Source organism: Neisseria perflava, assembly GCF_024170405.1.
GTDB classification, from domain to species: domain Bacteria; phylum Pseudomonadota; class Gammaproteobacteria; order Burkholderiales; family Neisseriaceae; genus Neisseria; species Neisseria perflava_B.
This window is the reverse complement of sequence record NZ_JALJYC010000003.1, coordinates 80,792-95,454: the sequence shown is the minus strand read 5'-3', so window position 1 is coordinate 95,454 and position 14,663 is coordinate 80,792. Positions and strand designations below refer to the sequence as shown.

Here is a 14,663-nt window from a genome sequence, read left to right as displayed (position 1 = left end):
TCCTCTCTTTCAGGCGGCCTCGGCTTCCCACTTCGGCACTTTGTCAAACAAACGGTAGAAGTTTTCCGTCGTATAAGCCGCCACGTCTTCCAAACTTTCGCCGCGCAGCTTGGCGATAAATTCGGCGGTATAGCGCACGAAAGACGGCTCGTTCTGCTTGCCGCGTTTGGGCACGGGCGCTAAAAACGGCGCATCGGTTTCCACCAACATGCGGTCGGCAGGTACATATTTGGCCGCTTCCTGAATCAGCGGCGCATTTTTAAAGGTTACAATACCGGAAAACGAAATATACAAGCCCAAATCCAGCGCAGCCTTGGCAAAGGCTACGTCTTCGGAAAAACAATGAATCACGCCCGCTCGGGTATCGCATTCTTTCAAAATGCGCAAAGTATCCGCCGCCGCCTCGCGCGTGTGCACAATCACCGGCACGCCCGCTTCGTTGGCCGCTTGGATATGGTCGGCAAAGCGTTGGTGTTGCCAGGCCAAATCGCCTTTGCACCAGTAATAATCCAAACCGGTTTCGCCCACGCCGACAACCTTCGGATGGCGGCAGCGCTCCACCATTTCGGCGACGGTAAATTCTGCCGCCTCCTCGCTGTCGGGATGGACGCCGACGGTGCAGAAAATATGCGGATTTTGCTCGGCGATGGCAAAAATTTCCTCAAAACCGTGACGGCTGACGCTGATGGCTAAGGCTTGGCGCACTTCCTGCGCCTGCATATTGGCAAACACTTCCGGCAGGCGGCTGCTCAGGCCTTCAAAATTCAGATGGCAATGTGAATCAATCAGTTGCATGTTTTATTATCAATATTTTATAAAGTAAAAGTGGTACGGTCGCTGCGTAAAGCCACCGAACCCAGCTCGGTTTCAATCCAGCTTTTCATTTGCTGGCAGCTCTCGTGGGCGGTAAAAGCCAAGCCAATCCCTTTAGGGCGGTTGGCCGAAGTGCGGGCGGGATTAATCCAGGCGACTTTGGTTGGCAGGAAGCGTTTCGGATGGTCGATGATTTCTACCGCCAGCAAAATATCTTCGCCCAAAGTAAACAAATCGTCTGTCGGCACAAACAAACCGCCGTAGTTGAGAAACGGCATATAGCAGTTGTAAAGCATGGTTTTTTCTTTCAACTGCAAAGCAATCATTCTGCCCGGAATTTCTTTATCGTTCAGAGAATCAATCATGGGGGTGACCTATTTATTCTGCCAAAAATCGAGATAATCAATCAGGAGGGATTCAAGCTGCATTTTAACACTGAGCGTGTGGTAGCCGTAAGGACTGAGCGCATTCAGACGGCCGTTGAGCGCAAACAGGCGCACGGGATCGGTTTTGGCCGCCGTCTGCGCCGACTGCGCGGCAAAAGCGGGATAATACAGCGGCGGCATACTCCGCTGCGCCAAGCCGACGTCCAGCAGCCATTTTTGCAGCCAGTCGATAAACACCGCCAGCGGCTGCTTCTGCTTATCAAATGCCGCCGCATAATCCAACATCGCCAACAGGCGCGGTTTGGCAAGCAGGCCGATTAGCTCGTCGCGCATGTTGTCCAGCTCCGGCTCGGCTTCAAACAAAGGCGCACCGCTGTGGAACGCCAGCAGCGATTCGGCCTGCGCCACGCCCTGTTCATGCAGATATTGCAAGGCTTCGTCACGCGAGGGCGCGGGCAACACCATCTGGCGGCAACGGCTTTTAATCGTCGGCAGCAATTTATCGCGGGCATGCGTTACCAGTAGGAAAACCACCTGCGGCGGCGGCTCTTCCAAAGCCTTGAGCAAACCGTTGGCCGCTTGCAGGTTCATGCTTTCGGCCGGATGAATCAAAACCACCCGCCGCCCGCCGCGCACGCTCGTCAGATACAGGTTATCCACAATCTCGCGCACGGCGTCAATTTTGATTTGTAATAATTTGCGCCCTGCTACGCCGTCTTCCGGCAGCTCGGGTGTAAGTTCGTAAAAATCGGGATGGCTGTTTTGCGCAAACAGATGACAAGACGCGCACGCGCCGCACGGCTCATGGCCGGCCTTTGGCAATTCGCACAGCAGCGCCTGCGCGGTAAAACGCGCAAACGCGGTTTTGCCGGTATGCGCCTTACCGGTAAACAGCCAAGCGTTGGGCTGGTTTTGCCAATGGACGGCCAACTGCCGCCATTGCTGCCTGTGCCACGGATAAATCATGTATGTATGAGTGACGATAATGGTGGAAACAGTATTATACAGAGAAACGGCAAGGCCGTCTGAAAGCGGGCTTTTTATGTATTTCAGACGGCCTACGCTGCCGCTCGCCCCAGCAATTTATCCCCCTCCGCCGCCAATACAGCACCGACTACCACCACCAGTGCGCCGAAATAACTCAAGCCGTTCATGTCCGGCGCGGCGAAGATGTGTGGCGCGAGCAGGTGGCCGAGATGGGAAAACAGCATGGTAAAAATCGGAATCATGGTCGTTACCACGCTGATTTTGGAAGCGTCCCAATGGTTGAGCGATTCGCCGTAGGAACCGTAGCCGATGAGCGTATTGAGGCAGCAGTAGATAAAGCAGCCCCACAAAAAGCCGTCGCTGATTTGCCCGATTTGCGCGGGTTCGGCCAGCGGGAACATCACCAGACTGCAACAAAAATAAATCAGCAGCAGAATCTGCTGCGCATTGAATTGCTCCGACAACAGCTTCTGCGCCACGCCGTAACACACCCAAATCAGGCTTGCGCCCGAACACAGCAACACGCCCAGCGCATACGCATTCAGGCGTAAGAGTTCGCCGAATTTGTCGTTGAAAAACATTGCCAGCCCCGCCAGCAGGCACACCAGCCCGATTTTCTGCCAGCGGCTGAAGCGTTCTTTAAACACCAACACGCCGACAAAAATCATGCCGAAAGGCGCAAGCTGCCATAATACCTGCGTGACGGTCGGCGACACATAATGCAGCCCTTCGGCCACCAGCAGAAAATTGCCGGAAATGCCGACTACGCCCAGCAGCACCAAGCCGACAGTTTGCCAAGAAATTTCAGACGGCCTCGGTAATTTTCGGGTACACAAAAGTAATAAAAACACCGCCAGCGCAGCAGTGGCAAAACGCGCCCACACCAAAGTCGGCGCACTGACCGCTTTTAAGGTCTGCTGCGCCGCAATCGGCAGCGTGCCCCAAGTGGCGGTAGCCAACAGCGCGAGGGAGAAACCGAGTAAGGGTTTTTGCTGCATGATTTACGCCGCTTCCCAATAATCCACATAAAGCTGCAATTCGATATTGTTGCGCCATTCGTTTGCCACGGGGCGGTACACGGTGCGGATGTATTCGGGCAGCTCTTCGCTGCAACGCCAAAACATCGCCTCAAATTCGTAGCCGTCTTTTTGCAGCCACACTTTTTTGTGCTTGCCCTCCGCGCCCATAAACTGTTGGCGCACCACATGAAACTCGTCGGTAAAGCTCGGCGGCGCGAAGCCTTGTCCCCACACATGGCGGGCAAGGTTTTGCGCCTGCTCCAGCGTGATGTCGCAGGCAGGCAGGCTGCCGTCGGTGATAAAGGTTTGCGACAAATCGTCTTCGCCCACCATGTCGCGCACGGCCGTTTCAAAGGCCGTCTGAAAAGCGGGGATATTGTGTTCCAAAATACTCAAGCCTGCCGCCATCGCGTGTCCGCCGAATTTTAAAATCAAATCGGGGTTGCGTTTGCTGACCAAATCCAGCGCGTCGCGCAAATGCAGGTTGGGGATGGAACGCCCCGAGCCGCGCACTTCGCCGTTGTCGGCGGGGGCAAACACGATGGTCGGGCGGTAGAAGCGGTCTTTCAGACGGCTGGCAACAATGCCGACCACGCCCTGATGGAAGTCGTCGCGGTAAGCCACCAGCGTGGTCTGCTGCGGCGGCAGGATTTCGGGGAAGGCATTGAGCGCGTCCTGCAGCATGGATTGCTCGATTTCGCGCCGCTCGATATTCAGATTATTCAAAGCCGCCGCCCGCTCCTGCGCTTCGGCCTCGCTGCCTGAGAGCAGGCAGGCAATGCCCACCGACATATCGTCCAGCCGTCCCGCCGCGTTAATGCGCGGGCCGAGTGCGAACCCCATATCAAACGGCTGCGCCTTGCGCCAGTCGCGCCGCGCCACTTCAAACAGGGCGCGGATGCCGGGGCGCATTTTGCCGGCACGCATCCGTTTCAAGCCCTGCGACACCAGAATGCGGTTGTTGTGATCCAGCGGCACGACATCGGCAACCGTGCCGAGTGCCACCAAGTCCAAAAGCTCGGCCAGATTCGGCTCTTTGATGCCGTCTGAAAACGAAGTTTCTGCGTCCCGCAAAAAATAGCCGCGCGCACGCAATTCGGCACGCAAAGCCATCAATACATAAAAAATCACACCGACCCCGGCCAGACTTTTGCTGGCAAAACCGCAGCCACGCTGGTTGGGGTTGACGATAATGCAATCGGGTACCTGATCGGCGGGCAGATGGTGGTCGGTCACCACCACATCCAAGCCCAGCGCCTGCGCCCGCGCCACGCCGCTCAAGCTGGCGATGCCGTTGTCCACCGTCAGCAACACGTCCACACCCTGCGCGGCGGCGATGTCAGCCAGCTCGGGGGTCAGGCCGTAGCCGTGTTCAAAACGGTTGGGCACGAGAAAATCCACCACCGCGCCCATCGCGCCCAAGCCTTTTATGCCGACAGTGCAGGCGGTGGCACCGTCGGCATCGTAGTCGGCGACAATCAGGATTTTTTCCTGTTGTTCCACCGCATCGGCCAAACGGCGGGCGGCAGCTTCGCAGTTGGTCAGCGTTTGATAAGGCAACAGGCCGCTGAGCTTGTCGTCCAACTCATCGGGCGTTTGCACGTCGCGGGCGGCGCACAGGCGGGCAATTAAGGGATCGGCACCGGCGTGTATCAGGGTATCGCAGACATCTTGGTTGACTTGGCGGGTTTGGATTTTGACAGGCATGGTGTGTTTTGGCTTTTTATAACGGATTTTCAGACGGCCTTTTTGCGTAGAAAAGGCCGTCTGAAAAATGAGGGGAATATTGGTTGTAGCGGGCAACAAGACCCATCCGACCTTATTCGTCGGCTTCCTCTGAAAACGCTTCATCGCCGCCGCTCTGATTCCCTTCCATCACGGCTTTAATCTCTTGAAACAGCGCACGGAAATTTTTCGGCGGTTTGCTCTGCGCCTGCTCTTTGCGCGTGTTGCGGATTAAGGTGCGCAGCTTGCCCGCGTCGGCATGGGGATAATCGGCGATAAAGGCGGTCAGCGCGTCGTCGCCCGCAATCAGGTGCTCGCGTGCCTGCTCGACGCGCTGCAAAAAGGCGTTGTGCGCCGCATTGTCGCCGCGCAGCTTGGCCAGATAGCGTTCAATCGGCTCGGGGTCGGTGTCGCGCATTAAGCGGCCGATAAATTGGGCTTGGCGCTTGAGGGCGCTGTTGGAGGTGATTTTTTTGTAGGTCTGCACCGCTTCAAACAAATCTTCAGACAGGCCGATTTTTTTCAGGGTGTCGGTGGAGAGCTTGGTGAGCGCCATGCCCAAATCCTGCAAATCGTCCATCTGCTTTTTCATGCGGGTTTTGCTGACCCATTCGTCTTCTTGTTCAAACATATTTTTAGGGCGTTATCGGTTGTAATGGCACTATTTTAACACGGCCTGGCTTTGCGTTTGAATCTGATATATGCCGACAATCGGGACATTTTTGCCGAGGCCGTCTGAAAACAGTTAAAATGCAGGCAGACCACCTATTGAGAAAGCCCTTATGCTGTTTACCCATACCCGTGAAGAACTGATTGATTTGTGCGAATCTACGCTCGCCCTCGCCAAAAGCTGCGGCGCAACGGCAGCCGAGGCGGATTTCAGCGAATCGCTCGGCCAGAGCGTCAGCGTGCGCCTGAACGAAATCGAACAAATCGAGTTCCAACAGGACAAATCCTTAGACATCACCGTTTACGTCGGCCAGCGCAAGGGGCGCGCCAGCACCGCCGATTTTTCACCGCAAGCCTTGCAGGACACGGTACGCGCCGCGCTCGACATCGCCCGTTATACTGCCGAAGACGATTGCGCGGGCTTGGCTGACGCCGAATTGATGGCCACCTACATCGGTGACCTCGACCGCTACCACGAATGGGATTTGAGCGCGGAAGCGGCAGTCGAGCTGGCCAAACGCTGCGAACAAGCTGCCTTATCTGCCGATACACGCATTGAAAATTCCGAAGGTGCGGGCGTGCAGACCGGCCACTATCAATATGTGTACGGGAACTCACACGGCTTTAGCGCACACCAACAAGGGACACGCCACAGCATTTCCTGCAGCGTGGTTGCCGCCGACGCGCAGGGCATGCAGCGCGACTACTGGTACGACACCGCCTGCCGCGCCCAAGACATGGATACGCCAGAGGTCATCGGCCAAACCGCCGCGCAGCGTACCGTGCGCCGCCTCGACAGCCGCAGCCTGCCCACCGGCAATTATCCGGTCTTATTTGACACCACCATGGCGGGCGGCTTAATCGGCCATCTGATCGGCGCACTTAGCGGCGGTGCGCTCTACCGCCAAAGCAGTTTTTTAATCGACAGCTTGGGCAAGCAAGTTTTACCCAACTTTCTCAGCCTGCGCGAAGAGCCGCATATCCCGCGTGCCTTCGGCAGCTGCTATTTCGACTCCGAAGGTGTGGCGACCAAACCACGTTTTGTGATTGAAAACGGCGTAGTAGCGGGCTATTTCCTCGGCAGTTACAGCGCGCGCAAATTGGGCATGACCACGACCGGCAACGCCGGCGGCGCGCATAATCTGTATCTCAACCACACCCACGCTACGCAAGCCGACCTGCTTAAAGAAATAGGCACGGGTCTTTTAGTAACCGAACTGATGGGACAAGGCGTGAACACCATTACTGGCGACTATTCGCGCGGCGCAGCCGGATTTTGGGTAGAAAACGGCGTGATTGCCTATCCGGTGCAGGAAATCACCATTGCCGGACGTTTGCAAGACATGTACCGCAACATTGTCGGCGTGGCCGATGACGCGCTGCGCCGCTCGTCGAATAAAATCGGCTCCATCTTGATTGATGAAATGACGGTAGCGGGGAGTTAAAACATTAAAAAATTAATGAAATATTCGGAACAAAACCTTTCAGACGGCCTTTTATCCGGAACTCCTGACTTAAAATATTGTCATATGCACAATCCATAACATTATCCATTACGAGAAAAACCCATGCATGTTGTTGTGATTCCCTCCTGGTATCCGACTTCTGAACAAGATACCAACGGTCAGTTTTTTCGCGCCCAAGCCCAGGCCTTGCAGCGCCAAGGGTTGAAGGTAGGTGTTATCGCCCCTCTATTCCGCTCACTGCGTACCGAGCCTTACAGCATTCTGAAAGGATCCTATGGTCGCAAACGCCATACTCAGGGCGGACTGCTGACCTACACACACGACAGCATGTATTTTTTCCCACGCTGCCCAATTGTGGACATCGACCGTATCCGCTGGGTCAAAGTGGGCATGCGCATTTTCAAGCGCTATATCGAGGAAAATGGGCGCCCTGATATTATCCATGCCCATGCTGTCAATTACGGCGGCATATTAGCCTACCAAATTTTCAAAAAATACGGTATTCCCTACGTCATTACTGAACACAGCAGCACCTACGCCCGCAATCTGGTACGCCCCAACCAATGGCCGGCGATGATTGAAGCCGTCAAGCACAGCGCTGCCCGTTTTGCCGTCAGCCATGATTTCTGCACTTTGCTGCGCCAGAAATATCATGGACAGGAATGGTTATACCTGCCCAATATACTGGGGCGTAACTTTAGCAAACCTTTCACGCCGGTAGCCAAAAATCCACATTTTACATTTTGCTCCGTCGCTTTTTTACGCCGTCTGAAAGGCTACGACATCCTCCTGCCGGCCTTTGCCCAAGCCTTGCAAAAATATCCTGATTTAAAACTGGAAATCGGTGGGGACGGTCTCGAAGCCGACGCGCTGAAACAGTTGGCCGCCGATTTAAACATTACCCATGCCGTTACCTTCTTAGGCAGCCTAACTTCCGACGAAGTATTGGCGCTAATGCGCCGCAGCCATGCCTTTGTTTTAGCCAGCCGTACGGAAACCTTCGGCGTGGTTTACATCGAAGCCATGTCGCAAGGTCTGCCTGTCATCGCCACCCGCTGCGGCGGGCCGGAATCTTTTGTCAACGAGCAAAACGGTTTATTGGTACCAGTGGACGATGTCGCAGCTTTGGCAGACGCATTGATTGAACTATATGAACACAATAACCGTTTTTCCGCGCAAAAGCTGCGGCAGGACTGCCTAAACGAATTTGGCGAAGAAGCGGTAATTAGCCGTTTAATCCAGACCTTCGAATCTATTGTGCAAAAAAATTAAAAGCCATAAAAAGGCCGTCTGAAAACAATGATTTTGTTTTCAGACGGCTTTGATTCCTTTTAACGCCAGGCAGGATTACGCCAGCAATTCGCGCCAGCGTTGTACTTGCAAACGTACCTGCGCCGGTGCCGTACCGCCCAGATGGTTACGCGCATTCAGGCTGCCTTCGGGCGTGAGTACTTCATACACGTCCTCTTCAATCAAATCCGAGAAACCGCGCAACACGTCTAGCGGCAATTCGCTCAAGTCCACACCCGCATCGTCGGCATGTCGCACTGCCAGCGCCACCACTTCGTGCGAATCGCGGAACGGCATGCCTTTTTTTACCAGATAATCGGCCAAATCGGTGGCAGTCGCGAAGCCCTGCATCACCGCCGCCCGCATGTTTTCCGGTTTTACGCTCACGCCGCGCATCATGTCGGCATAAATACGCAAAGTATCAATCAGGGTATCCACCGTGTCAAACAACGGCTCTTTGTCTTCCTGATTGTCTTTGTTGTAGGCCAGAGGTTGCGATTTCATCAACATAATCAGGCCGGTAAGATGACCGATGACACGGCCGGACTTGCCGCGCACCAATTCGGGAACGTCGGGATTTTTCTTCTGCGGCATGATAGACGAGCCGGTGCAGAAGCGGTCGGCAATGTCGATAAAGCCGAAACGCGGGCTCATCCACAAAATCAGCTCTTCGCTCAAGCGGCTCAAGTGCACCATAATCAAAGCGGCGGCGGCGGTGAACTCAATCGCAAAATCTCGGTCTGATACGGCGTCTAATGAGTTTTGACAGATTTGCTCAAAGCCTAAGAGTTCGGCCGTTACTTCACGCTGGATGAGGTAAGTCGTCCCGGCCAGCGCCGCCGCGCCCAGCGGCATGCGGTTGACGCGCTTGCGGCAATCGCCCATGCGCTCGAAATCGCGGCCGAGCATTTCCACATAGGCCAGCATATGATGGCCGAAGCTGACCGGCTGCGCCACTTGCAGATGGGTAAAACCGGGCATGACCACATCGGCGTTTTGCTCGGCCAAATCCACCAAGGCCGTCTGAAGGTTTTGAATCAGGCCTTGGATATCGGTGATTTGGTCGCGCAGCCACAGGCGGATGTCGGTAGCGACTTGGTCGTTACGGCTGCGGCCGGTGTGCAGGCGTTTGCCCGCATCGCCGATTTTGTCGGTGAGGCGGCGCTCGATGTTCATGTGTACATCTTCCAAATCCAGCGACCATTCGATTTTGCCCGCTTCGATTTCTGCTATAATCTCAGCCATGCCTTGTCGGATAGCAGCCAAGTCGTCGGCACTCAACACGCCTGCTTGCTGCAACATCTGCGCATGCGCCAAAGAGCCTTGGATGTCCCATTTGGCCAAGCGTTTGTCGAAATCAATCGAACCGGTGTATTTTTTCACCAATTCGGCTACCGGCTCGTGGAAACGACCCGACCAGGCTTTATCATTACTCATTGCTATCCCTCAGATATAAAAAAGCAAACGGTACGCCGCTTGCAAGATAATTACAATAAAGAAAACGGTTTAAGGTTTCGAATGTCTATTATACGTCAAATAAGCAATCGTTTCGCAGTTCCCGATATGCGCAATGCGGCTACGATTACGCGGCTTCTGATTATCGTCATTATTTCGGTTCTGATTTTTCCCTTCATGACAGCTTCCCCACTGAGCTACACCAAGGAAATCTACCGCACCCTGCAATGGGTGGTTCCGCTGACGGTGGTTATCCTGGTCAAAAGCTATTTCGTCAATATGTTTGCGCCCAAGGCGTATCAGTCGAAATATGCCGTTTTGATTTCCTATTTCAGCAATTTGGCCATTTTTGCCGCGCTTGAGTTGCTGGTTTTAAAATCCGCAACCAAACCGCTTATCCAGCATTTTTGCCTGTTTAATATGTTTGCTTTCGGCATAATGTATGCCGAAGCCTTCCGTCTCAACAGCCTGGCGCCGGCCGCTTCCGAAGCGCGCTTGGCTGCGCTGACCGCCCGTATCCGGCCGCATTTTTTGTTTAACAGCCTCAATGCCGCCATCAGTCTGATTCGGCTGCGCCCTTATGACGCAGAAGTGTTGCTGGAAAATCTGGCCAACCTGTTCCGCGCCCAACTGCGCGACGGCAGCCAAAGCAGTACGCTCGGCCAAGAAATTGAATGGGCACAGGAATACATTGCCATCGAACAAATCCGCATGGGTCATATGCGCGTGCAAGTCATGTGGCAGCACCACGCGCCCGATGATGCGGAAACGCCGCACCTGTTGCTGCAACCGCTGCTGGAAAACGCCGTTTTCCACGGCGTAGAATCCGCCCACCGCCCCGGCATAATTAGCGTACAAACCAAACAAAGCAAATCGTCCATCTACATCCGCATTGAAAACCCTTATACCCCGCCGGATGATGCTACCCAGGTCAAGCCGCATAAAAGCAATTCTATGGCACTGAAAAACCTGCAAGAGCGGTTGCGCCTGATGTATGACAACGACGCAAAAATCCAAAGCAAGGAAGAAGACGGCATGTTCCGCCTCGATATCCGCCTGCCTTACCGCAAAAAAACGTCTGACGTCAACCGACTGTTTGGCTGATGTTTGCAAAACACCAAGGCCGTCTGAAAACACTATCGTTTTCAGACGGCCTTGATTCATGAAAAGAGCCGGGCAAGACTACTCGATATTCTGCACCTGCTCGCGCATTTGCTCGATTAATACTTTCAACTCTACCGAAGCCTGAGTGCATTCCGCCGCAATCGCTTTACTGCCCAAGGTATTGGCCTCGCGGTTAAGCTCCTGCATTAAAAAGTCCAAACGCTTACCCGCGCTGCCTTTGCCTTCATTGACAATGCGGCGCACTTCCGCAATATGCGTGCGCAGTCGGCTAAATTCTTCATCCACATCAGATTTTTGGATAAACAGAGCAAATTCCTGCTGCAAACGGTCATTATCAATATTACCCACCGCCTCCGCCAAGCGGCTGCGCACCTTATCCATATGCGCCTGCAACAGCGCGGGGAACTGCTCTTTCAAAGTATCGATGATGACTTCCATCGCTGCCAAGCGTTCCAGCAAATGCTCGGCCAGCTTGCGGCCTTCGCGCTGACGGGCTGCGCCAAAATCCTGTAAAGCCTGCGACAGCAAAGCCTGCACCGTTTTGGCAAAGGTTTCGCCGTCTTCATTTTGGCTGGCCAGCACGCCGGGAAATTTCAAAATATCCGCCACGCCCAACTTGCCCAAATCGCCGTGCTGCTTGCGCCATTGCTTGTTTAGCTGCGCCAGTTGCGCCACCAAATCCTGATTCACCGCCAAGCTCTGCCCGCCTTGCGCGATGTCTTGTACCTGAATGCGGCACTCCAATTTACCCCGCGCCGCCGCCGCTGCAATTTGCTCGCGCAACGCACCTTCCAAATGGCGCAAATCTTCCGGCATACGGAATTGCACATCCAAATAGCGGTGGTTGACCGCACGGATTTCCAAATTAATGCGTTTGCTGCCGCATTCGCCGGCAACATTAGCAAAACCGGTCATACTTTTAATGCTCATGTTTGACTCCGTTTTAAAATACGAGTGATAACCCCGAAAATATACCACATCCGCGCATGATATAATCCGTCCGTTAAAAAATTAAGGAGTTCCTCATGAGCTACACCCGCACTTCCCGCGCCGCCGACAGCCTGCGCAACATCAAAATTACTCCGCATTTCCTGCCCCACGCCGACGGATCCTGCCTGATTGAATGCGGCAATACCAAAGTCATCTGCACCGCCTCGGTTGACGAAAACGTACCGCCGTTTCTGCGCGGCAAAGCGCAAGGTTGGGTAACGGCAGAATACGGCATGCTGCCCGCCTCCACCGCCTCGCGCATGCGCCGCGAAGCCGCTGCGGGCAAGCAGTCCGGCCGTACCCAAGAAATCCAGCGCTTAATCGGCCGCTCCCTGCGCGCCGTAGTGGATATGCAAAAACTGGGCGAACGCCAAATTCTGATTGACTGCGACGTCATCCAAGCCGACGGCGGCACGCGCACCGCCTCCATTACCGGCGCATTCGTCGCCCTGCAACTGGCGGCCAACAAATTAATTTCAGACGGCCTGATTAGCGAAAATCCCGTCCGCGAAGCCGTGGCCGCCGTATCCGTCGGCGTGGTTGGCGGCGTGCCGCTGTTGGATTTGGATTATCCGGAAGACTCCGGCTGCGACAGCGATGTCAACATCGTTATAACCGCATCAGGCAAAATCATTGAAATCCAAGGCACAGCAGAAGGCGCACCTTTCTCATTGGAAGAATTGGGTAAATTGGTCGCTTTGGGACAAAAAGGAATCGGCGAACTATTGGCCTATCAGCAGCAGGCTTTAGCCGAATAACACCCGAACCACAATCACACCCAATAATCAGCAACGCAAAGGCCGTCTGAATGTTATTATCTTTCAGACGGCCTTTCTATATCTCTGCTTTTCAATGTATGCGCAAACGAAAGGCAAAAAAATGCACACATTCGTTAGAATGTGTGCCAAGTCTACAAAGGAGAAATAGAGGAGAAACTATTAACTGACTACTCGAACCAGCTAACGGAATGAATTATGCGCCAATCAGCCCGAACTTGCAAGCATTTTTCTTGTAAAATTTCTTAATTCATAAATTAACACATTTTAAATGTAGTTTAATTTCTTTTCTAAATCCTGCTGCCCATATTTGCATGCCTTCGCTATGAGATTTTTTAGAATTTAGACCAAAACCAAAAACATAAAAAAACGCGCATATCGTTTCGGATATGCGCCAAGTCTACAAAGGAGAAATAGAGGAGAAAAATCAAGCTGCTTCAAGCAACTCAACGACTTCATTATGTGCCAATCAGTTGCCGTAGTCAACCGTATTCTTTGAAATTTTCAAGATTTTGGTCAAAAAACAACATTTTTCTTCATCTCAATTTTCATAGACATTTATTTTTCAAAAAAGAAAAATAATACTGAATTCCAACTCAAAATTTCTTCAAATTAGTTCTTTTTTAACCGTTCCATCAAACTATCTGTTGCAGTTTCCCGTTCTTTACGGCTGGTCTCGGGCAAATGGGTATTCAGCGATGACCATTTCCACTGGTTACGCGCTTTATTCAATTCAGACGGCAATTTGGCAGGCTGCCACGGCACTTTACCGCTATTCAAACGAACCGGCGATTGCGCTGCATGGCCTCGCGTTTGTAATGCCTGCAATAAGTCCAAAGTGCGGGCAGCAAGCAGCGTCAGGGTTTCGGCATCAATATGCAGGGTTTTCTTGCCGGAAATTTTGTCGGAAATATCGTGTACATTAGGTAAAACACCGCCCAAGATACCGCCGATGGCAGTGCCCAAGCCAAGCGATCCGCCCAGCGTGGCAATGTCTATCCCCAGCCCGATTAAAGCGCCCGTTGCCGCGCCGGTACCGGTGCGGATACCGTATTGCAACAATAAATCGCTGTCAAACGGGTCTTGTTCAAAGGTTTTCAGCGCCCAATCCGTGCTGTCGATTTCATTGTGGTAAAAACAATACAGCTGAAACAGCTGCTGTTGCAACTGCCGCTCAAGCTGGCGCACGGAATCCTGCATACTTTGCAAAACCGGCTCGGATGGTTCGTCTTCGTCGATTTCCTGCTTATAAGCGGCCACGTCCAATAAAAAACCGGCAATTTCATATCGCGCTTCTTTATCCAACTGCTGCCATTCGCAACGGCGCATGTTTATCAGCCGGTCAAGCGTCGTGCGCTCGGGCAGCATGGTCGCCAAGTTGTCCCACAACCGGATTTCACCATCAAAATCAAAGGCAACCGTGTCGAAACCGCTGTACACATGCAAACTGCGGCGTGCCAGCATGGTAACCCACTCAGTCAAATCCTGTCCGCCGGTAAAATTGAATACCGGCATGACCGGCTTGGCGCACCATGACAACACCGTCAATTCATCTTTATATTTGTTTAACACCGGCTCGCGCGCATCCACCACATACAATGCCATATCGCTTTGCAACAGTTGGCGCAATACTTTGGCCTCTTGATTAAAATCGCTTGCAGCCGCTTCGCTATCAAGAAATTGTTGCAAACGCTCAATGCCGTCTGAACGCGCAGAGGTATTCTGCTCCAGCCAATCCAATACACCGCCTGCGTCTTCTAAACCGGGCGTGTCATACAGATACACCAGCGTATCGCTGCCATCGGTCACGGCTGCCTGCTCTACATGGCGGGTGGTCGAAGGTGCGTTTTTGACTTCACCGAAGGTACTGTCGCGCAATAAAGTGCGCAACAGCGAGGTTTTACCGGTATTGGTATGGCCGACTACGGCGAGGGATAAGGGACGTTGCGTAATCATTTCATA

The 14,663-nt window shown here is 53.4% G+C and carries 13 protein-coding genes; 4 read left to right on the top strand and 9 right to left on the bottom strand.

Translation table 11 applies throughout. The annotated features are described in order from the left end of the window. Window positions 1–9 precede the first annotated feature (9 nt). From J2T37_RS02105 to yjgA, 6 genes are all read right to left on the bottom strand, one after another. Entirely contained in the window at window positions 10–795 is a 786-nt protein-coding gene (locus tag J2T37_RS02105) for a TatD family hydrolase (RefSeq protein WP_253353541.1), read from the bottom strand. A 17-nt stretch (window positions 796–812) separates the two neighbouring features. Further along, entirely contained in the window at window positions 813–1,178 is a 366-nt protein-coding gene (locus J2T37_RS02100; RefSeq protein ID WP_253353540.1) for a PilZ domain-containing protein, read from the bottom strand. A 9-nt stretch (window positions 1,179–1,187) separates the two neighbouring features. Next, window positions 1,188–2,165 carry a DNA polymerase III subunit delta' gene (locus J2T37_RS02095; protein ID WP_253353539.1) on the bottom strand — a complete coding sequence of 326 codons (978 nt, stop codon included), beginning with the start codon at window positions 2,163–2,165 and terminating at the stop codon, window positions 1,188–1,190. 92 nt (window positions 2,166–2,257) lie between these two features. Further along, window positions 2,258–3,187 carry a DMT family transporter gene (locus tag J2T37_RS02090; RefSeq protein WP_253353568.1) on the bottom strand — a complete coding sequence of 310 codons (930 nt, stop codon included), beginning with the start codon at window positions 3,185–3,187 and terminating at the stop codon, window positions 2,258–2,260. Further along, window positions 3,188–4,912 carry a single-stranded-DNA-specific exonuclease RecJ gene (gene recJ / locus J2T37_RS02085; RefSeq protein ID WP_253353567.1) on the bottom strand — a complete coding sequence of 575 codons (1,725 nt, stop codon included), beginning with the start codon at window positions 4,910–4,912 and terminating at the stop codon, window positions 3,188–3,190. 112 nt (window positions 4,913–5,024) lie between these two features. Then, the gene (yjgA, locus tag J2T37_RS02080) at window positions 5,025–5,561 is read right to left on the bottom strand and encodes a ribosome biogenesis factor YjgA (RefSeq protein ID WP_253353538.1); all 537 of its coding nucleotides are present in this window, start codon (window positions 5,559–5,561) and stop codon (window positions 5,025–5,027) included. Between the two features lie 151 nt (window positions 5,562–5,712). Here yjgA and pmbA point away from each other — a divergent pair, with 151 nt between their 5' ends. Both pmbA and J2T37_RS02070 read left to right on the top strand, forming a co-directional pair. Next, entirely contained in the window at window positions 5,713–7,044 is a 1,332-nt protein-coding gene (gene pmbA / locus J2T37_RS02075; protein WP_253353537.1) for a metalloprotease PmbA, read from the top strand. Between the two features lie 123 nt (window positions 7,045–7,167). Next, window positions 7,168–8,337, top strand: a complete 1,170-nt coding sequence (locus J2T37_RS02070) for a glycosyltransferase (RefSeq protein ID WP_253353536.1) — start codon at window positions 7,168–7,170, stop codon at window positions 8,335–8,337. Between the two features lie 75 nt (window positions 8,338–8,412). On the opposite strand, the gene argH is transcribed toward J2T37_RS02070, so the two are convergent. Beyond that, window positions 8,413–9,792 (bottom strand): argininosuccinate lyase, encoded by a 1,380-nt coding sequence (gene argH / locus J2T37_RS02065; protein ID WP_253353535.1) that lies wholly within the window; start codon window positions 9,790–9,792, stop codon window positions 8,413–8,415. An 81-nt stretch (window positions 9,793–9,873) separates the two neighbouring features. On the opposite strand from argH, the gene J2T37_RS02060 reads away from it, so the two are divergent. Continuing rightward, complete coding sequence (locus J2T37_RS02060; RefSeq protein ID WP_253353534.1) at window positions 9,874–10,914, top strand: sensor histidine kinase; 1,041 nt, start codon at window positions 9,874–9,876, stop codon at window positions 10,912–10,914. A gap of 78 nt (window positions 10,915–10,992) precedes the next feature. On the opposite strand, the gene J2T37_RS02055 is transcribed toward J2T37_RS02060, so the two are convergent. Beyond that, a complete protein-coding gene (locus J2T37_RS02055) occupies window positions 10,993–11,865 on the bottom strand; it encodes a YicC/YloC family endoribonuclease (protein WP_301286328.1) in 873 nt (290 codons plus the stop codon). A 95-nt stretch (window positions 11,866–11,960) separates the two neighbouring features. Between J2T37_RS02055 and rph the strand changes: the two genes are divergently transcribed. After that, window positions 11,961–12,683 (top strand): ribonuclease PH, encoded by a 723-nt coding sequence (gene rph, locus J2T37_RS02050; RefSeq protein WP_253353533.1) that lies wholly within the window; start codon window positions 11,961–11,963, stop codon window positions 12,681–12,683. Between the two features lie 630 nt (window positions 12,684–13,313). On the opposite strand, the gene J2T37_RS02045 is transcribed toward rph, so the two are convergent. Beyond that, window positions 13,314–14,654, bottom strand: coding sequence for a DUF3482 domain-containing protein (locus tag J2T37_RS02045; RefSeq protein WP_253353565.1), 1,341 nt, complete (start codon window positions 14,652–14,654; stop codon window positions 13,314–13,316). Window positions 14,655–14,663 lie beyond the last annotated feature (9 nt).

What these genes read in the sequence shown, in the direction of transcription:
- pmbA (WP_253353537.1), top strand. Translation starts at nt 5,713, where the DNA reads ATGCTGTTTACCCATACCCGTGAAGAACTGATTGATTTGTGCGAATCT.
- J2T37_RS02100 (WP_253353540.1), bottom strand. Translation starts at nt 1,178, where the DNA reads ATGATTGATTCTCTGAACGATAAAGAAATTCCGGGCAGAATGATTGCT.
- J2T37_RS02060 (WP_253353534.1), top strand. Translation starts at nt 9,874, where the DNA reads ATGTCTATTATACGTCAAATAAGCAATCGTTTCGCAGTTCCCGATATG.
- yjgA (WP_253353538.1), bottom strand. Translation starts at nt 5,561, where the DNA reads ATGTTTGAACAAGAAGACGAATGGGTCAGCAAAACCCGCATGAAAAAG.
- J2T37_RS02055 (WP_301286328.1), bottom strand. Translation starts at nt 11,865, where the DNA reads ATGAGCATTAAAAGTATGACCGGTTTTGCTAATGTTGCCGGCGAATGC.
- recJ (WP_253353567.1), bottom strand. Translation starts at nt 4,912, where the DNA reads ATGCCTGTCAAAATCCAAACCCGCCAAGTCAACCAAGATGTCTGCGAT.
- rph (WP_253353533.1), top strand. Translation starts at nt 11,961, where the DNA reads ATGAGCTACACCCGCACTTCCCGCGCCGCCGACAGCCTGCGCAACATC.
- argH (WP_253353535.1), bottom strand. Translation starts at nt 9,792, where the DNA reads ATGAGTAATGATAAAGCCTGGTCGGGTCGTTTCCACGAGCCGGTAGCC.
- J2T37_RS02070 (WP_253353536.1), top strand. Translation starts at nt 7,168, where the DNA reads ATGCATGTTGTTGTGATTCCCTCCTGGTATCCGACTTCTGAACAAGAT.
- J2T37_RS02095 (WP_253353539.1), bottom strand. Translation starts at nt 2,165, where the DNA reads ATGATTTATCCGTGGCACAGGCAGCAATGGCGGCAGTTGGCCGTCCAT.
- J2T37_RS02105 (WP_253353541.1), bottom strand. Translation starts at nt 795, where the DNA reads ATGCAACTGATTGATTCACATTGCCATCTGAATTTTGAAGGCCTGAGC.